This window comes from Promicromonospora sp. NPDC090134 (genome assembly GCF_044746965.1).
Taxonomy (GTDB): Bacteria; Actinomycetota; Actinomycetes; order Actinomycetales; family Cellulomonadaceae; genus Promicromonospora.
Map to the genome: position 1 here is coordinate 23,948 of NZ_JBIVCZ010000011.1, position 16,417 is coordinate 40,364.

Annotated in this window: 11 protein-coding genes; 6 read left to right on the plus strand and 5 right to left on the minus strand. The window is 73.6% G+C overall.

What is annotated here, in order from left to right:
- The first annotated feature begins 3 nt into the window (after window positions 1-3).
- From ACIPN7_RS24765 to ACIPN7_RS24780, 4 genes are all read left to right on the plus strand, one after another.
- The gene (locus ACIPN7_RS24765; RefSeq protein ID WP_400548813.1) at window positions 4-879 is read left to right on the plus strand and encodes a 3'(2'),5'-bisphosphate nucleotidase CysQ; all 876 of its coding nucleotides are present in this window, start codon (window positions 4-6) and stop codon (window positions 877-879) included.
- Between the two features lie 3 nt (window positions 880-882).
- Complete coding sequence (gene cysD / locus ACIPN7_RS24770) at window positions 883-1,785, plus strand: sulfate adenylyltransferase subunit CysD (protein WP_400548815.1); 903 nt, start codon at window positions 883-885, stop codon at window positions 1,783-1,785.
- Window positions 1,785-3,116 (plus strand): sulfate adenylyltransferase subunit CysN, encoded by a 1,332-nt coding sequence (gene cysN, locus ACIPN7_RS24775; RefSeq protein WP_400548818.1) that lies wholly within the window; start codon window positions 1,785-1,787, stop codon window positions 3,114-3,116. Before cysD ends, cysN begins: the two co-directional genes overlap by 1 nt.
- A 190-nt stretch (window positions 3,117-3,306) precedes the next feature.
- A complete protein-coding gene (locus ACIPN7_RS24780) occupies window positions 3,307-5,469 on the plus strand; it encodes an acyltransferase family protein (RefSeq protein ID WP_400548821.1) in 2,163 nt (720 codons plus the stop codon).
- Between the two features lie 68 nt (window positions 5,470-5,537).
- On the opposite strand, the gene ACIPN7_RS24785 is transcribed toward ACIPN7_RS24780, so the two are convergent.
- The gene (locus tag ACIPN7_RS24785) at window positions 5,538-7,037 is read right to left on the minus strand and encodes a S8 family peptidase (protein ID WP_400548824.1); all 1,500 of its coding nucleotides are present in this window, start codon (window positions 7,035-7,037) and stop codon (window positions 5,538-5,540) included.
- 191 nt (window positions 7,038-7,228) lie between these two features.
- On the opposite strand from ACIPN7_RS24785, the gene ACIPN7_RS24790 reads away from it, so the two are divergent.
- Together ACIPN7_RS24790 and ACIPN7_RS24795 are read left to right on the plus strand one after the other, a co-directional pair.
- Window positions 7,229-9,340, plus strand: a complete 2,112-nt coding sequence (locus ACIPN7_RS24790; protein WP_400548827.1) for an acyltransferase family protein — start codon at window positions 7,229-7,231, stop codon at window positions 9,338-9,340.
- 70 nt (window positions 9,341-9,410) lie between these two features.
- Entirely contained in the window at window positions 9,411-10,757 is a 1,347-nt protein-coding gene (locus ACIPN7_RS24795) for a hypothetical protein (protein WP_400548830.1), read from the plus strand.
- On the opposite strand, the gene ACIPN7_RS24800 is transcribed toward ACIPN7_RS24795, so the two are convergent.
- The 4 genes from ACIPN7_RS24800 to ACIPN7_RS24815 all read right to left on the minus strand — a co-directional run bounded on the left by ACIPN7_RS24800 (window position 10,758) and on the right by ACIPN7_RS24815 (window position 16,416).
- Window positions 10,758-11,741, minus strand: coding sequence for an acyltransferase family protein (locus ACIPN7_RS24800; RefSeq protein WP_400548833.1), 984 nt, complete (start codon window positions 11,739-11,741; stop codon window positions 10,758-10,760).
- Between the two features lie 11 nt (window positions 11,742-11,752).
- Window positions 11,753-14,041, minus strand: a complete 2,289-nt coding sequence (locus ACIPN7_RS24805; RefSeq protein ID WP_400548836.1) for an acyltransferase family protein — start codon at window positions 14,039-14,041, stop codon at window positions 11,753-11,755.
- Window positions 14,042-14,131: 90 nt separating this feature from the next.
- The gene (locus ACIPN7_RS24810; protein ID WP_400548839.1) at window positions 14,132-15,835 is read right to left on the minus strand and encodes a dipeptide ABC transporter ATP-binding protein; all 1,704 of its coding nucleotides are present in this window, start codon (window positions 15,833-15,835) and stop codon (window positions 14,132-14,134) included.
- A complete protein-coding gene (locus ACIPN7_RS24815) occupies window positions 15,832-16,416 on the minus strand; it encodes a GbsR/MarR family transcriptional regulator (protein ID WP_400548842.1) in 585 nt (194 codons plus the stop codon). The genes ACIPN7_RS24810 and ACIPN7_RS24815 overlap by 4 nt, the downstream gene beginning before the upstream one ends.
- Between the last annotated feature and the right edge of the window lies 1 nt (window position 16,417).

Below are 16,417 nucleotides of genomic sequence, written 5' to 3' on the forward strand. Positions count from 1 at the left end.
CCGATGAACGCGCCGTCCCCCACGCTCCCTCCGGCGTCGCTCGACGACGACGCCCTCGCCCGCGCACTTGCCTCGGGAGCGGCGGAGGTGCTGCTCGCGCTCCGCGCCGAGGTCGACGCCGCCGGCGGCTCCTTCGTCGCCAAGGAGCTGAAGGACGCGGGTGACGCCGCGGCCCAGGCCTGGCTCGCGGCCGCATTGTCCGAGGCCCGGCCCGCCGACGCCGTCCTCTCGGAGGAGGCCAAGGACGACGCCGTTCGCACCGGCGCCGACCGGGTGTGGATCATCGACCCGCTCGACGGCACCCGCGAGTTCGCCGAGCGGCACGCCGACGGCCCCCTGGCCGGGCAGTGGCGGGACGACTTCGCCGTCCACGTCGCGCTCTGGGAGCGGGGCCCGGGCCTCACCTCCGGCGCCGTCGCCCTGCCCGCCCGCGGGCAGGTCCTGACCACCGCGGACGGCGCCGTGCGCGACGACGACTCGGCCGCGGTGCTGGCCGGGGACCGGCCGCTGCGGATCGCCGCGAGCCGGAGCCGCCCGCCCGCCTTCGTGGCGGCGCTGGCCGAGCGCGCCGACGTCGAGCTGGTGCCCATGGGCTCCGCCGGGGTCAAGGTACTGGCGGTCGCCGACGCTACAGTTGACGCTTATGTCCACGGCGGTGGGCAGTACGAGTGGGACTCCGCGGCGCCGGTCGCCGTGGCCGGGTCCCGCGGTCTCGTCTGCACCCGCCTCGACGGATCCGAGCTCCAGTACAACCGGGAGAACCCCTGGCTCCCCGACCTGTTCGTATGCCCCCCGGCCCTGGCTCCGCGCCTGCGTGAGCTGCTCGACTCCGTAGGTGTCGAGTCCGTGGTCGGGGCAGATAGCAAAGAAGGTGCTTGAGGAGTGAAGAGCCACGTCCTGAGCCAGCTGCGCAGCCTGGAGGCCGAGAGCGTCCACATCATGCGCGAGGTGGTCGCCGAGATGCAGCGGCCCTGTCTGCTGTTCTCCGGCGGCAAGGACTCCATCGTCATGCTGCACCTCGCGGTCAAGGCGTTCGCCCCGGCGCGCGTCCCGTTCCCGATCATGCACGTCGACACGGGCCTGAACTTCCAGACCGTGCTCGACTGCCGGGACCGCTGGGTGGAGCGCACGGGCGTGCAGCTCGTCGTCGCCTCCGTCCAGGAGGGGATCGACCGCGGCCTCGTGCAGGAGGAGCCGAACGGCTCGCGCAACCGGATCCAGACGCCGGTGCTGCTGGAGGCGGCCGAGAAGCACGGCTTCGACGCCCTGTTCGGCGGCGGCCGCCGCGACGAGGAGAAGGCCCGCGCCAAGGAGCGCGTGTTCTCCTTCCGTGACGACTTCGGCCAGTGGGACCCGAAGAACCAGCGTCCCGAGATCTGGAACCTCTACAACGGCCGCGTGCACCAGGGTGAGTCGATCCGGGTGTTCCCCCTGTCCAACTGGACCGAGCTGGACATCTGGTCCTACATCGAGGCCGAGGACATCGACCTGCCCGACCTCTACCTCGCCAAGGAGCGCGAGGTCGTGGAGCGCAGCGGCATGTTCTACGAGGTCAACGACTTCACCCCGCTCAAGGACGGCGAGAGCGCCCAGGTCCTGTCCACGCGGTACCGCACGGTCGGCGACGCGAACCTCACCGCCTGCGTCGAGTCCACCGCGGCCACGCTGCGCGACGTCGTCGAGGAGGTGGCCGCCGTCCGGCTCACCGAGCGCGGCGCCACGCGTGGCGACGACAAGGTGAGCGAGGCCGCCATGGAGGACCGCAAGAAGGAAGGCTACTTCTGATGACGATTGCTCTTTCACAGGGCGAGTCCGACGCCGGTGAGGCCGAGGCGCACCACGAGGTCGCCAGCGGCGACCTCCTGCGGTTCGCCACGGCCGGCTCGGTCGACGACGGCAAGTCCACCCTGATCGGCCGGCTGCTGTTCGACAGCAAGTCGATCTTCGCCGACCAGCTCGAGTCGGTGGAGCAGGTCAGCCGGGACCGCGGCAACGACTACGCGGACCTGTCGCTCCTGACGGACGGGCTGCGCGCCGAGCGCGAGCAGGGCATCACCATCGACGTGGCGTACCGCTACTTCGCGACGCCCAAGCGCAAGTTCATCATCGCGGACACCCCCGGCCACATCCAGTACACGCGGAACATGGTCACGGGCGCCTCGACGGCGGACGTGGCCCTCATCCTCGTGGACGCGCGCAAGGGCGTGGTGGAGCAGTCGCGCCGCCACACGTTCCTGGCCACGCTCCTGGGCGTGCCGCACGTGGTGGTCTGCGTGAACAAGATGGACCTCGTGGACTACGACGAGCAGGTCTTCGAGCGGATCCGCGCGGAGTTCACCGAGTTCGCCTCCCGCCTGCGCGTGCCCGACCTGACGTTCATCCCGGTGTCCGCCCTGGCGGGCGACAACGTGGTGACGCGGTCCGAGAACATGCCGTGGTTCGACGGCTCGCCGCTGCTCAGCCACCTCGAGCGGCTGCACGTGGCCTCCGACCGCAACCTGGTCGACGTCCGGTTCCCGGTGCAGTACGTGATCCGGCCCCAGCAGAACGACACGCGCGACTACCGCGGGTACGCGGGCACGGTCGCGTCCGGCGTCATGAAGCCGGGCGACCGGGTGCTGGCCCTGCCCGCGGGGCTGGAGACCACCATCGCGTCCATCGACACGGCCGACGGGCCCGTCGAGGAGGCGTACCCGCCCATGTCGGTGACGGTGCGCCTGGCCGACGAGATCGACATCTCGCGCGGCGACATGATCTGCCGCCCGAACAACGCCCCGACGGTGACTCAGGACGTCGACGCGCAGATCTGCTGGATGGACGAGTCGGCCGCCCTGGTGCAGGGCAAGAAGTACGCGATCAAGCACACCACCCGGTGGGCGCGCGCGATGGTGAAGAACATCAACTACCGCGTCGACGTGAACACCCTGCACCGCGACGAGGAGGCCACGGAGATCAAGCTGAACGAGATCGCGCGCATCCGCCTGCGCGTGACCCAGCCGCTGTTCGTGGACTCCTACCAGGCCAACCGCCAGACGGGTGCGTTCATCCTCGTCGACGAGGCGACCAACAAGACCGTCGCCGCGGGCATGATCGGCGGGGCCGCGCACCAGTACTGAGTCACCTCCGGGTCACCGCTCGGGCGGGGTCCGGCCAGCGCTGGGTGAGTCCACCCGGTCCTGATACGCTCCGCAGCGCCAGAGGGCCGCCGACCTCGGTCGGCGGCCCTCCGACGCTGCCGAAGTGGTCCCTGGCCAGGGCGCTCGTCCCCGCCGGACCACACGCTCCGTGCACCGACCCGGAGGATCAGTGACCGTTGTCTCCGACCCGCTGCCGCCCTCGGGCGTGACGGCGGGCCCGGCCGGTGCGCCCGACGACCGGCCGCTGCCGCTCGCCGTCGTCCGGCCCCGCGCGAGCGCGCACATCCCCGAGCTGCACGGCCTGCGCGGCCTGGCCCTGGCCCTCGTGGTGGCGTTCCACCTCTTCGGCAACGGACGGGTCTCCGGCGGCGTCGACGTGTTCCTGGTGCTCTCGGGGTTCCTGGCGACCGGCTCGCTGCTGCGCCGCGCCGACACCCGGAGCCTGCGCCTCGGCGAGCACTACGGGCGCACGTTCGCCCGGCTGGTGCCCCCGGCCCTGCTCGTCCTCGCCGCGACGGCGGCCCTCACCTGGTGGGTCCTGCCGCGGGGCACCTGGGTGCAGACCGGCCGCGAGCTCCTCGCCTCCGCGCTGTACTACGTGAACTGGGAGATGATCGCCGGCCAGCTCTCCTACGGCGCGGCCGGCCCGCAGACCAGCCCGCTGCAGCACTTCTGGTCGATGTCCGTCCAGGGGCAGTTCTTCCTGGCCTGGCCCCTCGTGGTGCTGCTCGTGGTCGGGGTCGCGCGCCGGCTGTGGATCAGCTCGCGCGACCTGCTGCTCGTGGTGGTCGGCGCGCTGACGGTGGCCTCGTTCGTCTTCGCGCTGAACCTGCACGGCGTGGAGCAGCCGGTCGCCTACTTCCACTCCTGGGCGCGGTTCTGGGAGCTGGGCCTGGGCGGCTTCCTCGCCCTGCTGCTGCCGTGGCTGCGGGTGCCCCACGGCCTGCGGCCGCTGCTCGGCTGGGCGGGCCTCGGCCTCGTGGTCTCCAGCGGCTTCGTGCTCGACGGCGGTGCGCTGTTCCCGGGGCCCTGGGCCCTGTGGCCGGTCACGGGCGCGCTGCTCGTGCTGCTGGGCTCCGGCGGGGGCGCCGCCTGGGGGCCGCGCCGGCTGCTGCAGGTGGCGCCCCTGCGCTTCGTGGCCGACATCTCCTACGCGCTGTACCTGTGGCACTGGCCGCTGCTCATCGCCTACCTGCACCACGCCGGGCTGGACCGGGTGGACCCGCTCGGCGCCGCGGCGATCATGGCGGTCTCGGTGGCGTTGTCCTGGCTCACCACCAAGCTGGTGGCCGACCCCGCGCAGCGGTTCCGGGAAGCGGTGGGCGGCGCGCGTGCGCTCGTGGCGACCGCGGTCTGCGTGTCGCTGGTGGCGGGCGGCGCCGTCGTCGGCATCCGGCTGCTGGAGCGGCAGGACGCCGCGCTGCTCGCCGCCGCCGAGGCGGCGGCGCAGGACGCGCAGGCCTCGTACCCCGGGGCGCTCGCCCTGAGCCCGGCGCACCGTTCCGACGTGCCGGACGACGTCGACGTGCTGCCGGCGCCCGCCGTCGCCGCGCTGGACCTGCCCGCCGTCGACGACGACGGCTGCATCCAGGAGAACGTGGTGAACCCGGGTACCGACGTGCCGATGACGTGCACGGTCACCGACGCGCCGGACGCGGACCACGTGGTGGTCATGGTCGGGGACTCCCACATGATCCAGTGGGCGCCGGCCATGGCGGAGGTGGGCAGCAGGGAGAACTGGGAGGTGCTGCTGCTGGCCCGGCGCGGCTGCCGCCTCGCGGCCCCCGTGGGTGCCGTGGACCCGGCGGACATGTGCTGGTCGTGGCGGATCAACGCGCTGGAGCGGCTCGAGGAGCTGCAGCCTGACGCCGTCGTCGTGATCGGCAGCCGCACGTCGACCTCCGAGCCGGGCGACACGGTGATCCCGGCGGAGGCCCGGGCCTGGCGGCAGCTCGCGAACGCGGGCATCCGGGTGGTCACGCTGCGCGACAACCCGCGGTTCGGGTTCCAGGTGCCCGCGTGCGTGGAGCAGCACGCCGACAGCGTGAGCTGCGCGCGGGCCCGCGCGGACGTGTACTCGCCGGTCAACCCCGTCGAGGAGGCCGAGGGCGTGCCGGACTCGGCGGTGCACCTGGACCTGACCCGGTACATCTGCGGGGACCAGCTCTGCCAGGGCGTGGTCGGCAACGTGCTGATCTACCGCGACGACAACCACATGACCGCCACGTACGCGGGGACCCTCGCCCGCCCGCTGCACAACGCGCTGCGGGTCAAGGCGCCGTGGCTGTTCGTGGACCCGATGAAGCCCCCGGCGGTGCGCACCCGCTTCTGACCCCTGAACGGGTCAGACCCTCAGGTCCCCGGAGGGACCTGAGGGTCTGACACGTTCAGGGTGCGGGGTCAGCGGTCGACGGCGTCCAGGGCGTCGGCGATGCCGTCACCGTAGAAGCTGTTCTCCGCCGGCGTGCCCACGCAGGCCGGGCCGGCCGTCGTGGTGGTGCACTCGTGGTCGTCGGCCTGGGCCCGGACGGCCGCCTCCAGCCGCGCGGGCGACCAGCGCGGGTGCGCGGACTTCAGGAGCGCCAGCACGCCCGCGACGTGCGGCGACGCCATCGACGTGCCGCTCTTGAGGCCCCACGTGCCGTCGAGCTCGGTGGACAGGATCGAGCTGCCCGGCGCGGAGACGTCGATCTTGCCGAGGCCGCGGTTCGAGAACGAGCTCAGGTTGCCCGCCTGGGTCAGCGACGAGACGGACACGACGCCGTCCAGCTCGGTCGGGATGTCCTCGCAGCCCGAGTTGATGACGCGCTGCACCGCCGTCGAGTCGTTCGGGCTGGAGCTGTCCGTGGTGTTGTTCGCCAGGTCGGTGGCCGCGTTGCCCGCGGCCGCGGCGTGCACCACGCCCCGCTCGGTCGAGAACTCCACCGCGCGGCGCACGGCCTCCTTGGCGGCGGCCTGGTCGGGCTGGTCCTCGCACCAGTACATGAACGGGTCCACGTAGTACGAGTTGTTCGTGACGTCCATGCGCTCCAGGCCCGCCCAGACGAAGCCGCAGACCGCGTACTCGGGGTAGATGTAGCCGTCGTCGTTCACGACCTTGACCGAGGCCAGCTTGACGCCCGGGGCCACGCCCACGATGCCGGTGCCGTTCTGCGCCGCGGCGATCGTGCCGGCCACGTGCGTGCCGTGGTCGGACGTGGTGGGCAGCCAGCCGGTCGCCGTCAGGTCGGGCCTGCCGCCGTCGGTGCAGTTCACGGACTGGTCGGCGTCGACCTGGGAGGCGAGGTCAGGGTGCGCCGCGTCGATGCCGGAGTCGAGCACGCCCACCGTGACGCGCGGCGACCCGGGGTTGATCTCGACGGCCTGGTCGGCCTTGATCATCTCCATGTCCCACTGCGTCACCTCGCCCGGGTCGGGGTCGGCCGCGGTGGAGCGGGACGGCCCGTCGACGGTGCCGCCCACGGAGCCCTTCTGCCCCTTGCCCACCACGGACCGGCTCTCCTTCGCGCCGGCCGGGGCGTCCGCGCCGGGCGTGCCCTCCGTGGGGGAGACGGTGCGCGTCGCGCCGACCGACTCGATGACGCCGAGGCGGTCGAGCGCCACCACGTCCTCGCGGAACGAGCCGTTCGCGGAGTGCACCACGACGACGCCGATCTGCGGCCAGCTCTGCACGACGACGCCGTCCGCGCGCTTGATCGCCTTCGTGGCGAGCGCCGCCTGGGCGGCGCCGGGCCGCTCCGTGTTCACGACGTACGAGAACAGGGCCCCGTCCGGCGTGACGATCGGGACGGGGGTCGACTCGGGCTCGTCCGCCGCGCCGGCGACGCCGCCGAGCGCGGTGAGCGCGAGCGTCGTCGCCGTGGCGACGGCGAGCGCTCGACGGGAGTGGGACATGCGCATGCTTCACTCTCCTGTGGCTGAAAGTGCGAGTCCCCTTGCGGGACCCCGTAGGGCAACCTACGCGTCCTGACCAGGATCGCCATCGCATCCGCACATCTGAAACGGACGCGAAACACGAAATTCTTCACCCCACCGTTTTTGTGGGACAGTGGGGCCCGTCCTTGCCCCCGAAGCAAAGAGCCTGACACTCCATGACGGCAACGACGACGGCTCCTGCCGCCACTGAGGACCGCGCCTCCACGACTTCCGAGGCCCCCGTCCGCACCCGCAAGTTCCGTCCCGAGGTCCAGGCACTGCGAGCCCTCGCGGTGCTGCTCGTGGTCGTCTACCACATCGATCCCGCGGTCCTGCCGGGCGGCTACATCGGTGTCGACGTCTTCTTCGTGATCTCCGGGTTCCTCATCACGGGCCACCTGTGGCGCGAGGTCTCGACCACCGGCTCGGTGAGCCTCAAGAAGTTCTGGGCCGCCCGCGCCCGGCGCATCCTGCCCGCCTCGGTGGTCACCACCGTGGGCGTGATCGTGCTCTCGCTCGTGCTGCTGCCGCCCTCCCTCGTGGAGTCGTGGTGGCGGCAGGCGCTCGCCTCCGTGCTCTACGTCGAGAACTGGGCGCTCGCGGCCGAGGCCGTGGACTACCAGGCGGCCAGCAACGACCCCACGGCCTTCCAGCACTTCTGGTCCCTGGGCGTCGAGGAGCAGTTCTACCTGGTCTGGCCGCTGCTCGTGCTGCTGGCCGTCGGGATCTGGGGCGGCGCGCGCCGCGGCGTCGTGGTCAAGGATCCCGAGTCGCTCCGCCGCGTCCTGCTGGTGATCTTCGGCGTGGTGGGCGCCGCCTCGCTGGTCTGGGGCATCCGGCAGTCGCTCGCCGACGACCCGGTGGCCTACTACTCGACGCTGACCCGCGTGTGGGAGCTCGCCGCGGGCGGCATCCTGGCCCTGCTGATCCGGGACACGCAGCGCTTCGCGCCGCTGCGCAGCACCATGGCCGTGTTCGGCGCCGCGACCATCGTCGCGGCGGCCTGCCTGTTCGACGACGGCACGCCGTTCCCCGGCTTCGCCGCCCTCGCGCCCGTGCTGGGCGCGTGCGCCGTGATCCTGGCGGGCCGCACCACGGGCCCGGGCTCGCTGCGCACCGTCACCGAGTCGTGGGGCGTGCAGCGCATCGGCGACATCTCCTACTCGCTGTACCTGTGGCACTTCCCGGTGATCGTGTTCTTCGGCGTCTACACCGGCCGCGACCCCCGGTTCACCGACATCATGGTGATCCTCCTGGCCTCGTTCTCCATGGCGATCGCCAGCTACGCCCTCGTGGAGCAGCCGGTGCGCGCCTCGCGCTGGTTCCGGGCCGACGGGCGCATGCTCGTGACCGCGCTCGTCGCGATGGTGCTCGTGGCCGGGCTCACCCTGACCCTGCCGTGGCGGGTGCAGGGCATCATCGAGCGCTGGGACCACAACGCCCAGGAGGCCGCGGACGAGGCGGACCAGACCATCCCCGAGGGGATCCAGCGGGACTTCGCGCCGTTCGTCGACGGCAGCACCGCGATCTCGCCCAACCCGATCAAGGCGGCGCAGGACAAGAGCCCCGAGGTCGACGCCTGCCAGGCGGGCCAGCGGGACTCCGTCACCACGCCGTGCGAGTTCGGCGCGACCGAGGACCCGGCGGCGACCGTGGCCGTGGTGGGCGACTCGCACGCCGCGATGTTCACCGAGCCGATCCTCCAGGTCGCCACGGAGCGCAACTGGCGCGTGGTCACGTACCTGCACTCCGCCTGCCCGTACAGCGCCGACTCGCGCAACGGCGCGAGCCCGGAGATCGACGCCTGCAACGCGGCCAACGCGCAGACCCGCGCCGAGCTGCGCGAGCTGGCGCCCGACCTGGTGGTCACGACCTTCCAGGAGTCGTACTCGCTCGCCGCGCGCGACGGGGAGGAGCACTCCGGCGCCGCGGGCCTCGCCGAGGTCTGGAACGAGCTGACCGACCGGGGCTCGCAGGTCGTGGTGCTGCGGGACACCCCACACGCGCGGGAGGACGTCATCGAGTGCGTCACCGAGAACTACTCGGATCCGACGCAGTGCGACCAGCCGAGGAGCGACGCCCTGGGTGGCCGCGACACCGTACCGGGCGCGCTCGAGGAGGCACCGGGGGTCAAGTCCGTGGACGTCCTCGACTACTTCTGCGACGAGGAGACCTGCCCCGCCGTGATCGGGAACGTGCTGGTCTACCGCGACCCGAACCACGTGACGCGTACCTACATGACCGAGCTGACCGACCGGCTGCGCGAGGCGCTGCCCGCGCGGTTCTGACCGGCCGCGCACGGGACGCCGACGGGCGTTCGTCCTGCGCGTTCCGCGGGGCGGACGTAGCCTGCCGGACATGCGGCGACACATCGCGCAGCAGCCCGGCCCGGGAACGGCCCGGGTCGCAACGGGCGCGCGGACGGCGCCGCGGCACGACGGACGGTCCGGGCCGCGCCCGCCCCGCCGCTGGGTCTGCACGGCGCTGGCGGTCGCTCTGCTCGTGCCCACCACGGGCGCCGCGGCGAGCGCGGCCGGGCCGGGCGCGACGGCCGGCACCGCGCCCCGTGAGGCCTCGGGCACCACGGCCGGCGCCGTCGCCACCGCCGCCCGGCCGAGCGCCCTGACCGGCGCCGTCACCGAGCGGCGGCTGCGCAAGGGCGAGACGTTCTGGATGTTCGGCCGCCTCACGGTGGGTGGCTCGCCGGCGCGGGGCCGCGCCGTTGTCGTGCAGAAGAAGCGGATGGACGAGTCCGGCTGGCGCACGGTGGGCACCGACACCACGAACCGCTCCGGGCGGTACGGCGTGCCGGTCCGGGCGGGCGCCGTCTACGAGTACCGGGCGATCTACCGGGGCTCGGCGAGCGCGCGGTCGTCGTGGACCGGGCGGATCGGTGTCGGGTTCACCACGGCGGACCGGACCATGACGTCCCGCGAGCGGCAGATGGGCGCGGCGATCGGGCGGCCGACGTCGGGCCACCGGCAGGTGACGCGCACCGTGGTGTCCCGCTCCTACCAGAAGGGGATCCTCGTCAAGGTGACCCGCTCGGGCCGCGACCGCACGTGGTGGGTGCACGGCGGGATCCTCGGCGAGTACCGGCACCTGGGCGGCGCGAAGGGCCGCATGGGCGCCCCGGTGATGGACCCGCTGTGCGACCTCGTGCGGGGCGGCTGCGTGCAGCGGTTCGAGGGCGGCGTCCTCTACGCGAACAGCGACGGCGCCGCGGCGGCGACCGGCCTGAAGGGTGCGCTGGGCGAGGTGGTGGCGGCGGCCCGGTCCCAGGTGGGCTACCGGGTGCGGTACGACGGCGACAACGGCTCGCGCTACGACTGGTACAGCAAGTACAACGTGTGGGCGCGCACGAACGCGCCCTGGTGCGGCCTGTTCCAGTCCTGGATCTTCAAGGCCTCCGGCCACGCGGGGCTCGTGCCGCAGTCCACCACCTGGGGCGCCTACAAGGACTCCGTCCGGCGCAAGCTGCCCACCGGGTCGACACCGCGGGTCGGGGCCCTGGCCTTCGTCTCCTACATCGCCTCCGGTGCGGCGTCGCACACGATGTTCGTGGTGCAGGTGGACGGCTCGCGGATCAAGGTGATCGACGGCAACACGGGGGGCGGCGGCGCGCTCCCGTCGGGCGTCCGCGGCGTCGTCGAGCACTGGGTGCCCGAGTCCCAGGTGCTCTACTACGCGTACCCGCGGTACTGACTAGCCGAGTCTGCGTGGCCGACGGCGCCACACGCCGAACCGCTCCAGGACGCCCGCCACGATGCAGCTCGCCACCAGGATCGCGACGGTCACGGCGGTGCCGAGCGCCATCGAGCGCGCCCAGCCGATCTCGGGGGTCTGCAGCGCGTCCGTGACGAACGGGTGCAGCAGGTACACGTACAGCGAGTACTGGCCGACCGTGCGCAGGCCCTCGCCGACGATCGGCAGGGGCGTGCGCAGTGCGTCCCGGAGCGCCGGCACGGACAGGGACGCGCCCAGCGAGAGCACGGTGAACGCGGCGACGCTCCACCAGGGCCCGGCGGCGTCCGAGGTGTAGACCCAGCTCCGGGCGACGAGGCCCACGGCCACCACCGGGAGCACCCACGCCAGGGCGAGGCGCGGGAACCACCCGTTGCGCACCGCCACCCCGAGCAGGATCCAGACGAAGTACCCGGCGTACCGGGCGTCCACGTTGTCCAGGACGACCTGCGGGACCAGCTCCTTGCACGGCGTCTGGAACAGCAGCGCGCCGGCGACGGCGGCCACGCCGAGCGCCGCCCGGGCCACGACGGAGCGGCCGAGCGGCCGGCCGAGCAGGCGCAGCAGCAGCACGCTCAGGAACAGCATGGGCACGTACCAGAGGTGGAACGAGGGGCGCAGCACCAGCACCTCGACGAACGACCGCACCGAGTCGAAGGCGTCGGGCTCCTGCACCGCCAGCCACAGCACGCTGACCACGAGCCAGGCCGCGATCATGCGCTTCCAGTAGTGGCGCAGCAGCTCGCCCCACGGCCGGGTGCCGAACCGTGCCATCGAGATCATGTACCCGGACAGGAACAGGAACATCGGCATGTGGAAGCCGTAGATCATCCACTTGGTCCACGAGTCGCCGACGCCCTGCCAGAAGGTGTGCCCGAAGATCACGAGCACCATGAGGATGCCCTTGAGCTGGTCCGGTCCCGGGTCGTGCTGCGTGCTGCTCATCGCCGCAGAGGTTACCCCGGTCCGGCGCCCCGCCCGTCCTCGAACAGCCACGGAGCGCCCGCCCGGAGCTGCCGCCCCACGACGGGCGTGAGGGTGCGCACGTACGTGTTGGTCAGGTGGTCGTCGTCGCGGTAGACGAGCACGTTGCCCACCACGGCGGCGCACACCTCGGGCCCGCAGATCGAGTCGGTGAGGTCCAGGTGCACCGCGGCCGCGGGCACGCCCGGCGCTGTCGGCACGGGCGAGACGGCGGCGAGCTGCTCGGCGCGGGGACGCCCGCAGGCCTCGGGGAAGCCCGCGGCGTCGACGCACTCGGGCACGAACCACTCGAAGCGGGGGTTGTCACGGACGGTCACGACGCGGATCCCGGCGTCGTCCAGCGTGCGCCACGCGCTCACCTGGCCGGGCAGCACCTGCTCGGGCGAGCCGTCCTCGTACGTGCGCGAACCGATCACCACGACGGCGTCCGGGCGGGCCGCCACCAGCGCGGCCAGCGCCCGCTCGTTCCACGTGGCGCACGACGGCGGGGGCACGGGACCGGCGGACTCCGTGCCCGTGGACTCCGCGCCCGTGGACTCCGCGCCGGCCGCACCCTCGCCGCCGCCCGACGTCGCGAGGCGGCAGCCGTGCTTGAGCATCTCGCGCAGCTCCCAGCCGTGCGCCCGGGCCAGCGCGGCGAACGCCTCCTCGTACTGCTGCTCGTGCGACGCCCCCGCGAGATAGACGACGGCCACCGGGTCGTCCTGCGCCACGATCGTGCACTCCAGCAGCTCGGAGCGGTCGCCGCCCTGCGCGCAGTCGGGCCGGTCGGGATGGTCGTCGTAGGCCACCCAGGTGGCGGGCCGGAACAGGACCGCGTCCGGGTCGCGGCCGGGGTCCGCGGGGGGCGAGCCCGGGGCGAGGGCCGCGGCGCCCGGATGGTCCGGCGAGGGCGTGAGCAGCCCGTCGACGCTGTGGCGCACCGTCTGGTCGTGCGCGGTGGCCGCGGCCTGGGCGCCGCCCAGCATCAGCACGGCGGCGCCCGCCAGCACGGCGAGCGTCCGCCGGCCCGACGGCGTCACCGCGGCCCGGGCGGTCACGTCGCCCACCAGGTCGGCGGCGCTCGCGGGCCGGCGCGCGGCCAGACGGGCCGTGACGTGGGCGAGCAGCGGCTCGGCCACGTACCGCGTGGTGAGCCAGGCGAGCGCGGCCGAGACCACGAGGACCCCGGCGGCGGTCAGCGGGCTCGCGCGGTGCGCCCCCGTCGTCAGGAGCCAGAACACCAGGACGGGCCAGTGCCACAGGTACAGCGCGTACGAGACGCGCGCGCCGAGACGCAGCGGGGCGCTGTCCAGGAGCCGCTCGACGCCGCGGGACGGATACCCGGCGGGACGCGCCCCCGCCGTCGGCCCCGGGACGGTCGCGAACAGCACCAGCGCCGCGCCGCCCACGGGCACCAGGGCCCAGGCGCCGGGGAACACGTCGGCGCCGTCGACCACGAAGCCCGACCCCACGACCAGGGCGAGGCCCGCCCACCCGAGCCGGCGCCGCGCGCGGCCGGCCGGGGCGCTGCCGGCCGGGGCGCGGCCGGACTGAGGGGCGCTCCGGGCGACGGCGCGGCCGGCGTGCGGGAGGAGAAGGGCGAGGAGCGCCCCCACGCCGATCTCCCAGAACCGCGTGCAGGTGCTGAAGTAGGCGACCCGCTGGTCCGCGTGGACGAGCCACAGCGCGTAGCCGAACGACGCGGCGGTGGCCGCGGCCGTCACCGTTGTGACCAGGCGCCGCGGCGGCAGCGGGGTGCGCCCGGCCCGCGCGCGGCGTCGGGCGACGGCGACCAGGCCCAGCACCACCAGCGGCCAGACGGCGAAGAACTGGCCCTGCACCGAGAGCGACCAGAAGTGCTGCAGCGGGCTCGCGTCGGGTCCGGCCGCGCCGTACGCGAGCGCGGAGTGCACCAGCTCCCAGTTCTCCCAGAAGGTCGCCGACGCGCCGACCTCGCGCAGCCCCGCCGACCAGCGCAGCCGGGGCGCGAGCGTGAGCAGGGCGACCGTGACGGCGGCCAGCACCACGAGCGCCGCGGGCAGCAGCCGCGCGAGGGTGCGGGCGTAGTGCGCCGCGAGCCGGAGGGTGCCGCCCTCGGCGCGGCGCAGCAGCGCACCGGTCGCGAAGTACCCGGACAGCACCAGGAAGACGTCGACGCCGCCCGAGACCCGGCCCTGGCCGAAGAGGTGGAACGCGACCACGAGGAGCAGCGCGAGACCCCGCAGCCCGTCGACGGCGCCGACCCGTTCGGCGGGGGCGGCGGGGTGAGGTGAGGACACGTCGGCACGCTAGGGCCCGCGCCTTACGGCCGGGTTGACCGCAGATCACGGCACGATCTCGGCTGCGGGTACTGGCCTGCTGAACCCCGGTCAGCTCGCGACCGCAGCCCGGCGGGCCGCCTGTTCCGTCGGGTCCGGGACCGGGGCCGCCGCCAGGAGGCGTCGGGTGTACTCCTGCTCCGGGCGGCCGAGCACCTGGGCGCGCGTGCCCGTCTCGACCAGCCGGCCGCGGTGCATGACGGCGACGCGGTCCGCCAGCTCGTCGACCACCGCGAGGTCGTGGCTGATGAACAGGCACGCGAAGCCGAGGGACTGCTGCACCTGGCGGAACAGGTCGAGCACGGTGGCCTGCACCGACACGTCCAGGGCCGACGTCGGCTCGTCGGCGATGAGCAGGTCCGGGCCCAGCGAGATGGCGCGGGCGATCGAGACGCGCTGGAGCTGGCCGCCCGACAGCTCGTGCGGGTACCGGGAGACCCACGCCGCCGGCAGCTCCACGCTCTCCAGCAGCTCGGTGGTGCGCCGTTCGAGCTCGGGCCCGCGCAGTCCGGCGTGGACGCGCAGCGGCTCGGCCACGGACTCACCGATCGAGTAGCGCGGGTTCAGCGACGCGGCGGGGTTCTGGAACACCACCCCGATCCGGGCGCGGGCGGCGCGTACCGTCCGCGGGGTGTCGTGACCGGGGCGGGTCCCCACCACCTCGACCGAGCCGGACGTGACGGGCGCGAGCCCGAGCGCGCAGCGGCCCATCGACGACTTCCCGGAGCCGGACTCGCCCACCAGCGCGACGATCTCGCCGGGCTGCACGCTGAGGGTCACGCCGTCCACGGCGCGCACGGCGCGGCCCCGCCGGTCGCGGTACTCCACCACCAGGTCGTCGAACGCGAGGGCCGGCCGGCCGGCGTCGTCCGCCCCGCTCGGGCGGTCCGGTGTGCCCACGCGGGGCACGGCCGCGAGCAGCTCCCGGGTGTACACCGCGCGCGGCGCCTCGAAGAGCTGCCGCACCGGCGCGGTCTCGACCACCTCGCCGCCCCGCATCACGACCACGCGGTCCGCGAGGTCGGCGACCACGCCCATGTCGTGCGTGATCAGCACGATCGACGTGGCGACCCGCTCGCGCAGCCGCCGCAGCACGTCCAGCACCTCGCGCTGCACGGTGACGTCGAGGGCCGTGGTCGGCTCGTCCGCGAGCAGCACCTCGGGGTCGCAGGCCAGCGCCATCGCGATCATCACGCGCTGGGCCTGGCCCCCGGAGAACTGGTGCGGGTAGAACGTGAGGCGCTCGGCGGGGTCGGGCAGCTCGACCAGGCGCAGCAGCTCCACGGACCGCTCCCGGCGCTGGGCGCGCGTGAGGTCGGGCGCGTGCCGCCGCAGCATCTCGTCGAGCTGGTAGCCCACGGTGAACACGGGGTCCAGCGCGCCCGAGGAGTCCTGGAAGACCATCGCGACGCGGCGCCCGCGCACGTCCTGCAGGGCGCGCCGGTCGAGGCCGATCAGCTCGACCCGCTCCTGCCCGGGCCCGCCGAGGCGGGCGCTGCCGCCCACCTCCGTGTGCCGGCCGAGCAGCCCGAGCAGGGCGAGCGACGTGACGCTCTTGCCCGAGCCGGACTCGCCGACGACGGCGAGCACCTCGCCCGGCAGCACGTCGAACGACACGCCGCGCACGGCGTGCACGTCGGGGGCGTGGCCGTCGTCGACGCGGAACGTGACGGTCAGGTCGCGCACCTCCAGCACGGGGGCGAGGTCGGGTGCGGGGCGGGACGTGGGGCCGGAAGCGGTGGCGACGTCGGTCACGGTTCTCCTGTTCCGTCCGCCGGCTGGGCGTCGCGGTACGCCTCCCAGTCGGCGAGCATCTTGCGGTGGTAGCCGGCAAGCCATTCCATGTAGTTGCGCGCGTTGACGAGGCGCTTGTGCGGGCCGTCGGCGTCGCCCGCGATCGCGAGGCCGTCGTCGATCACGTTCCGCAGGTGGCCCAGGTAGTTGCGTTCGCCCGCGAGGAAGCTGCCCCAGATGTCGTCCTCGACGCGGAAGTAGTGCTGGCGGTCGCCGAGCACCGCGTGCCGCTTGACGAAGCCGGTCTCGACCAGGCGCCGGGTGCCCGTGGACACCGCCCCGGCGCTGGCCTTGAGCATCCGGGCGATCTGCTGCGAGGACAGGTAAGGCCGGTCCACGATCATGAGCAGGCCGATGATCCGGCCTTCCATGCGCGGGCTGTGCGACGCCGTCCAGGTCAGGGCGAACTGCTCCACGAAGTGCTCGGCCGCGGCGTCGAGCACGGGGTCGTCGGCGCCGTCGGCGGTGAGGTCGGCGGTCAGGTCGTCGGCGTGGTCGGCGCCGCGGTCGCCGGGCTGGTCAGCGGGGGTGTGGCTGCTCATG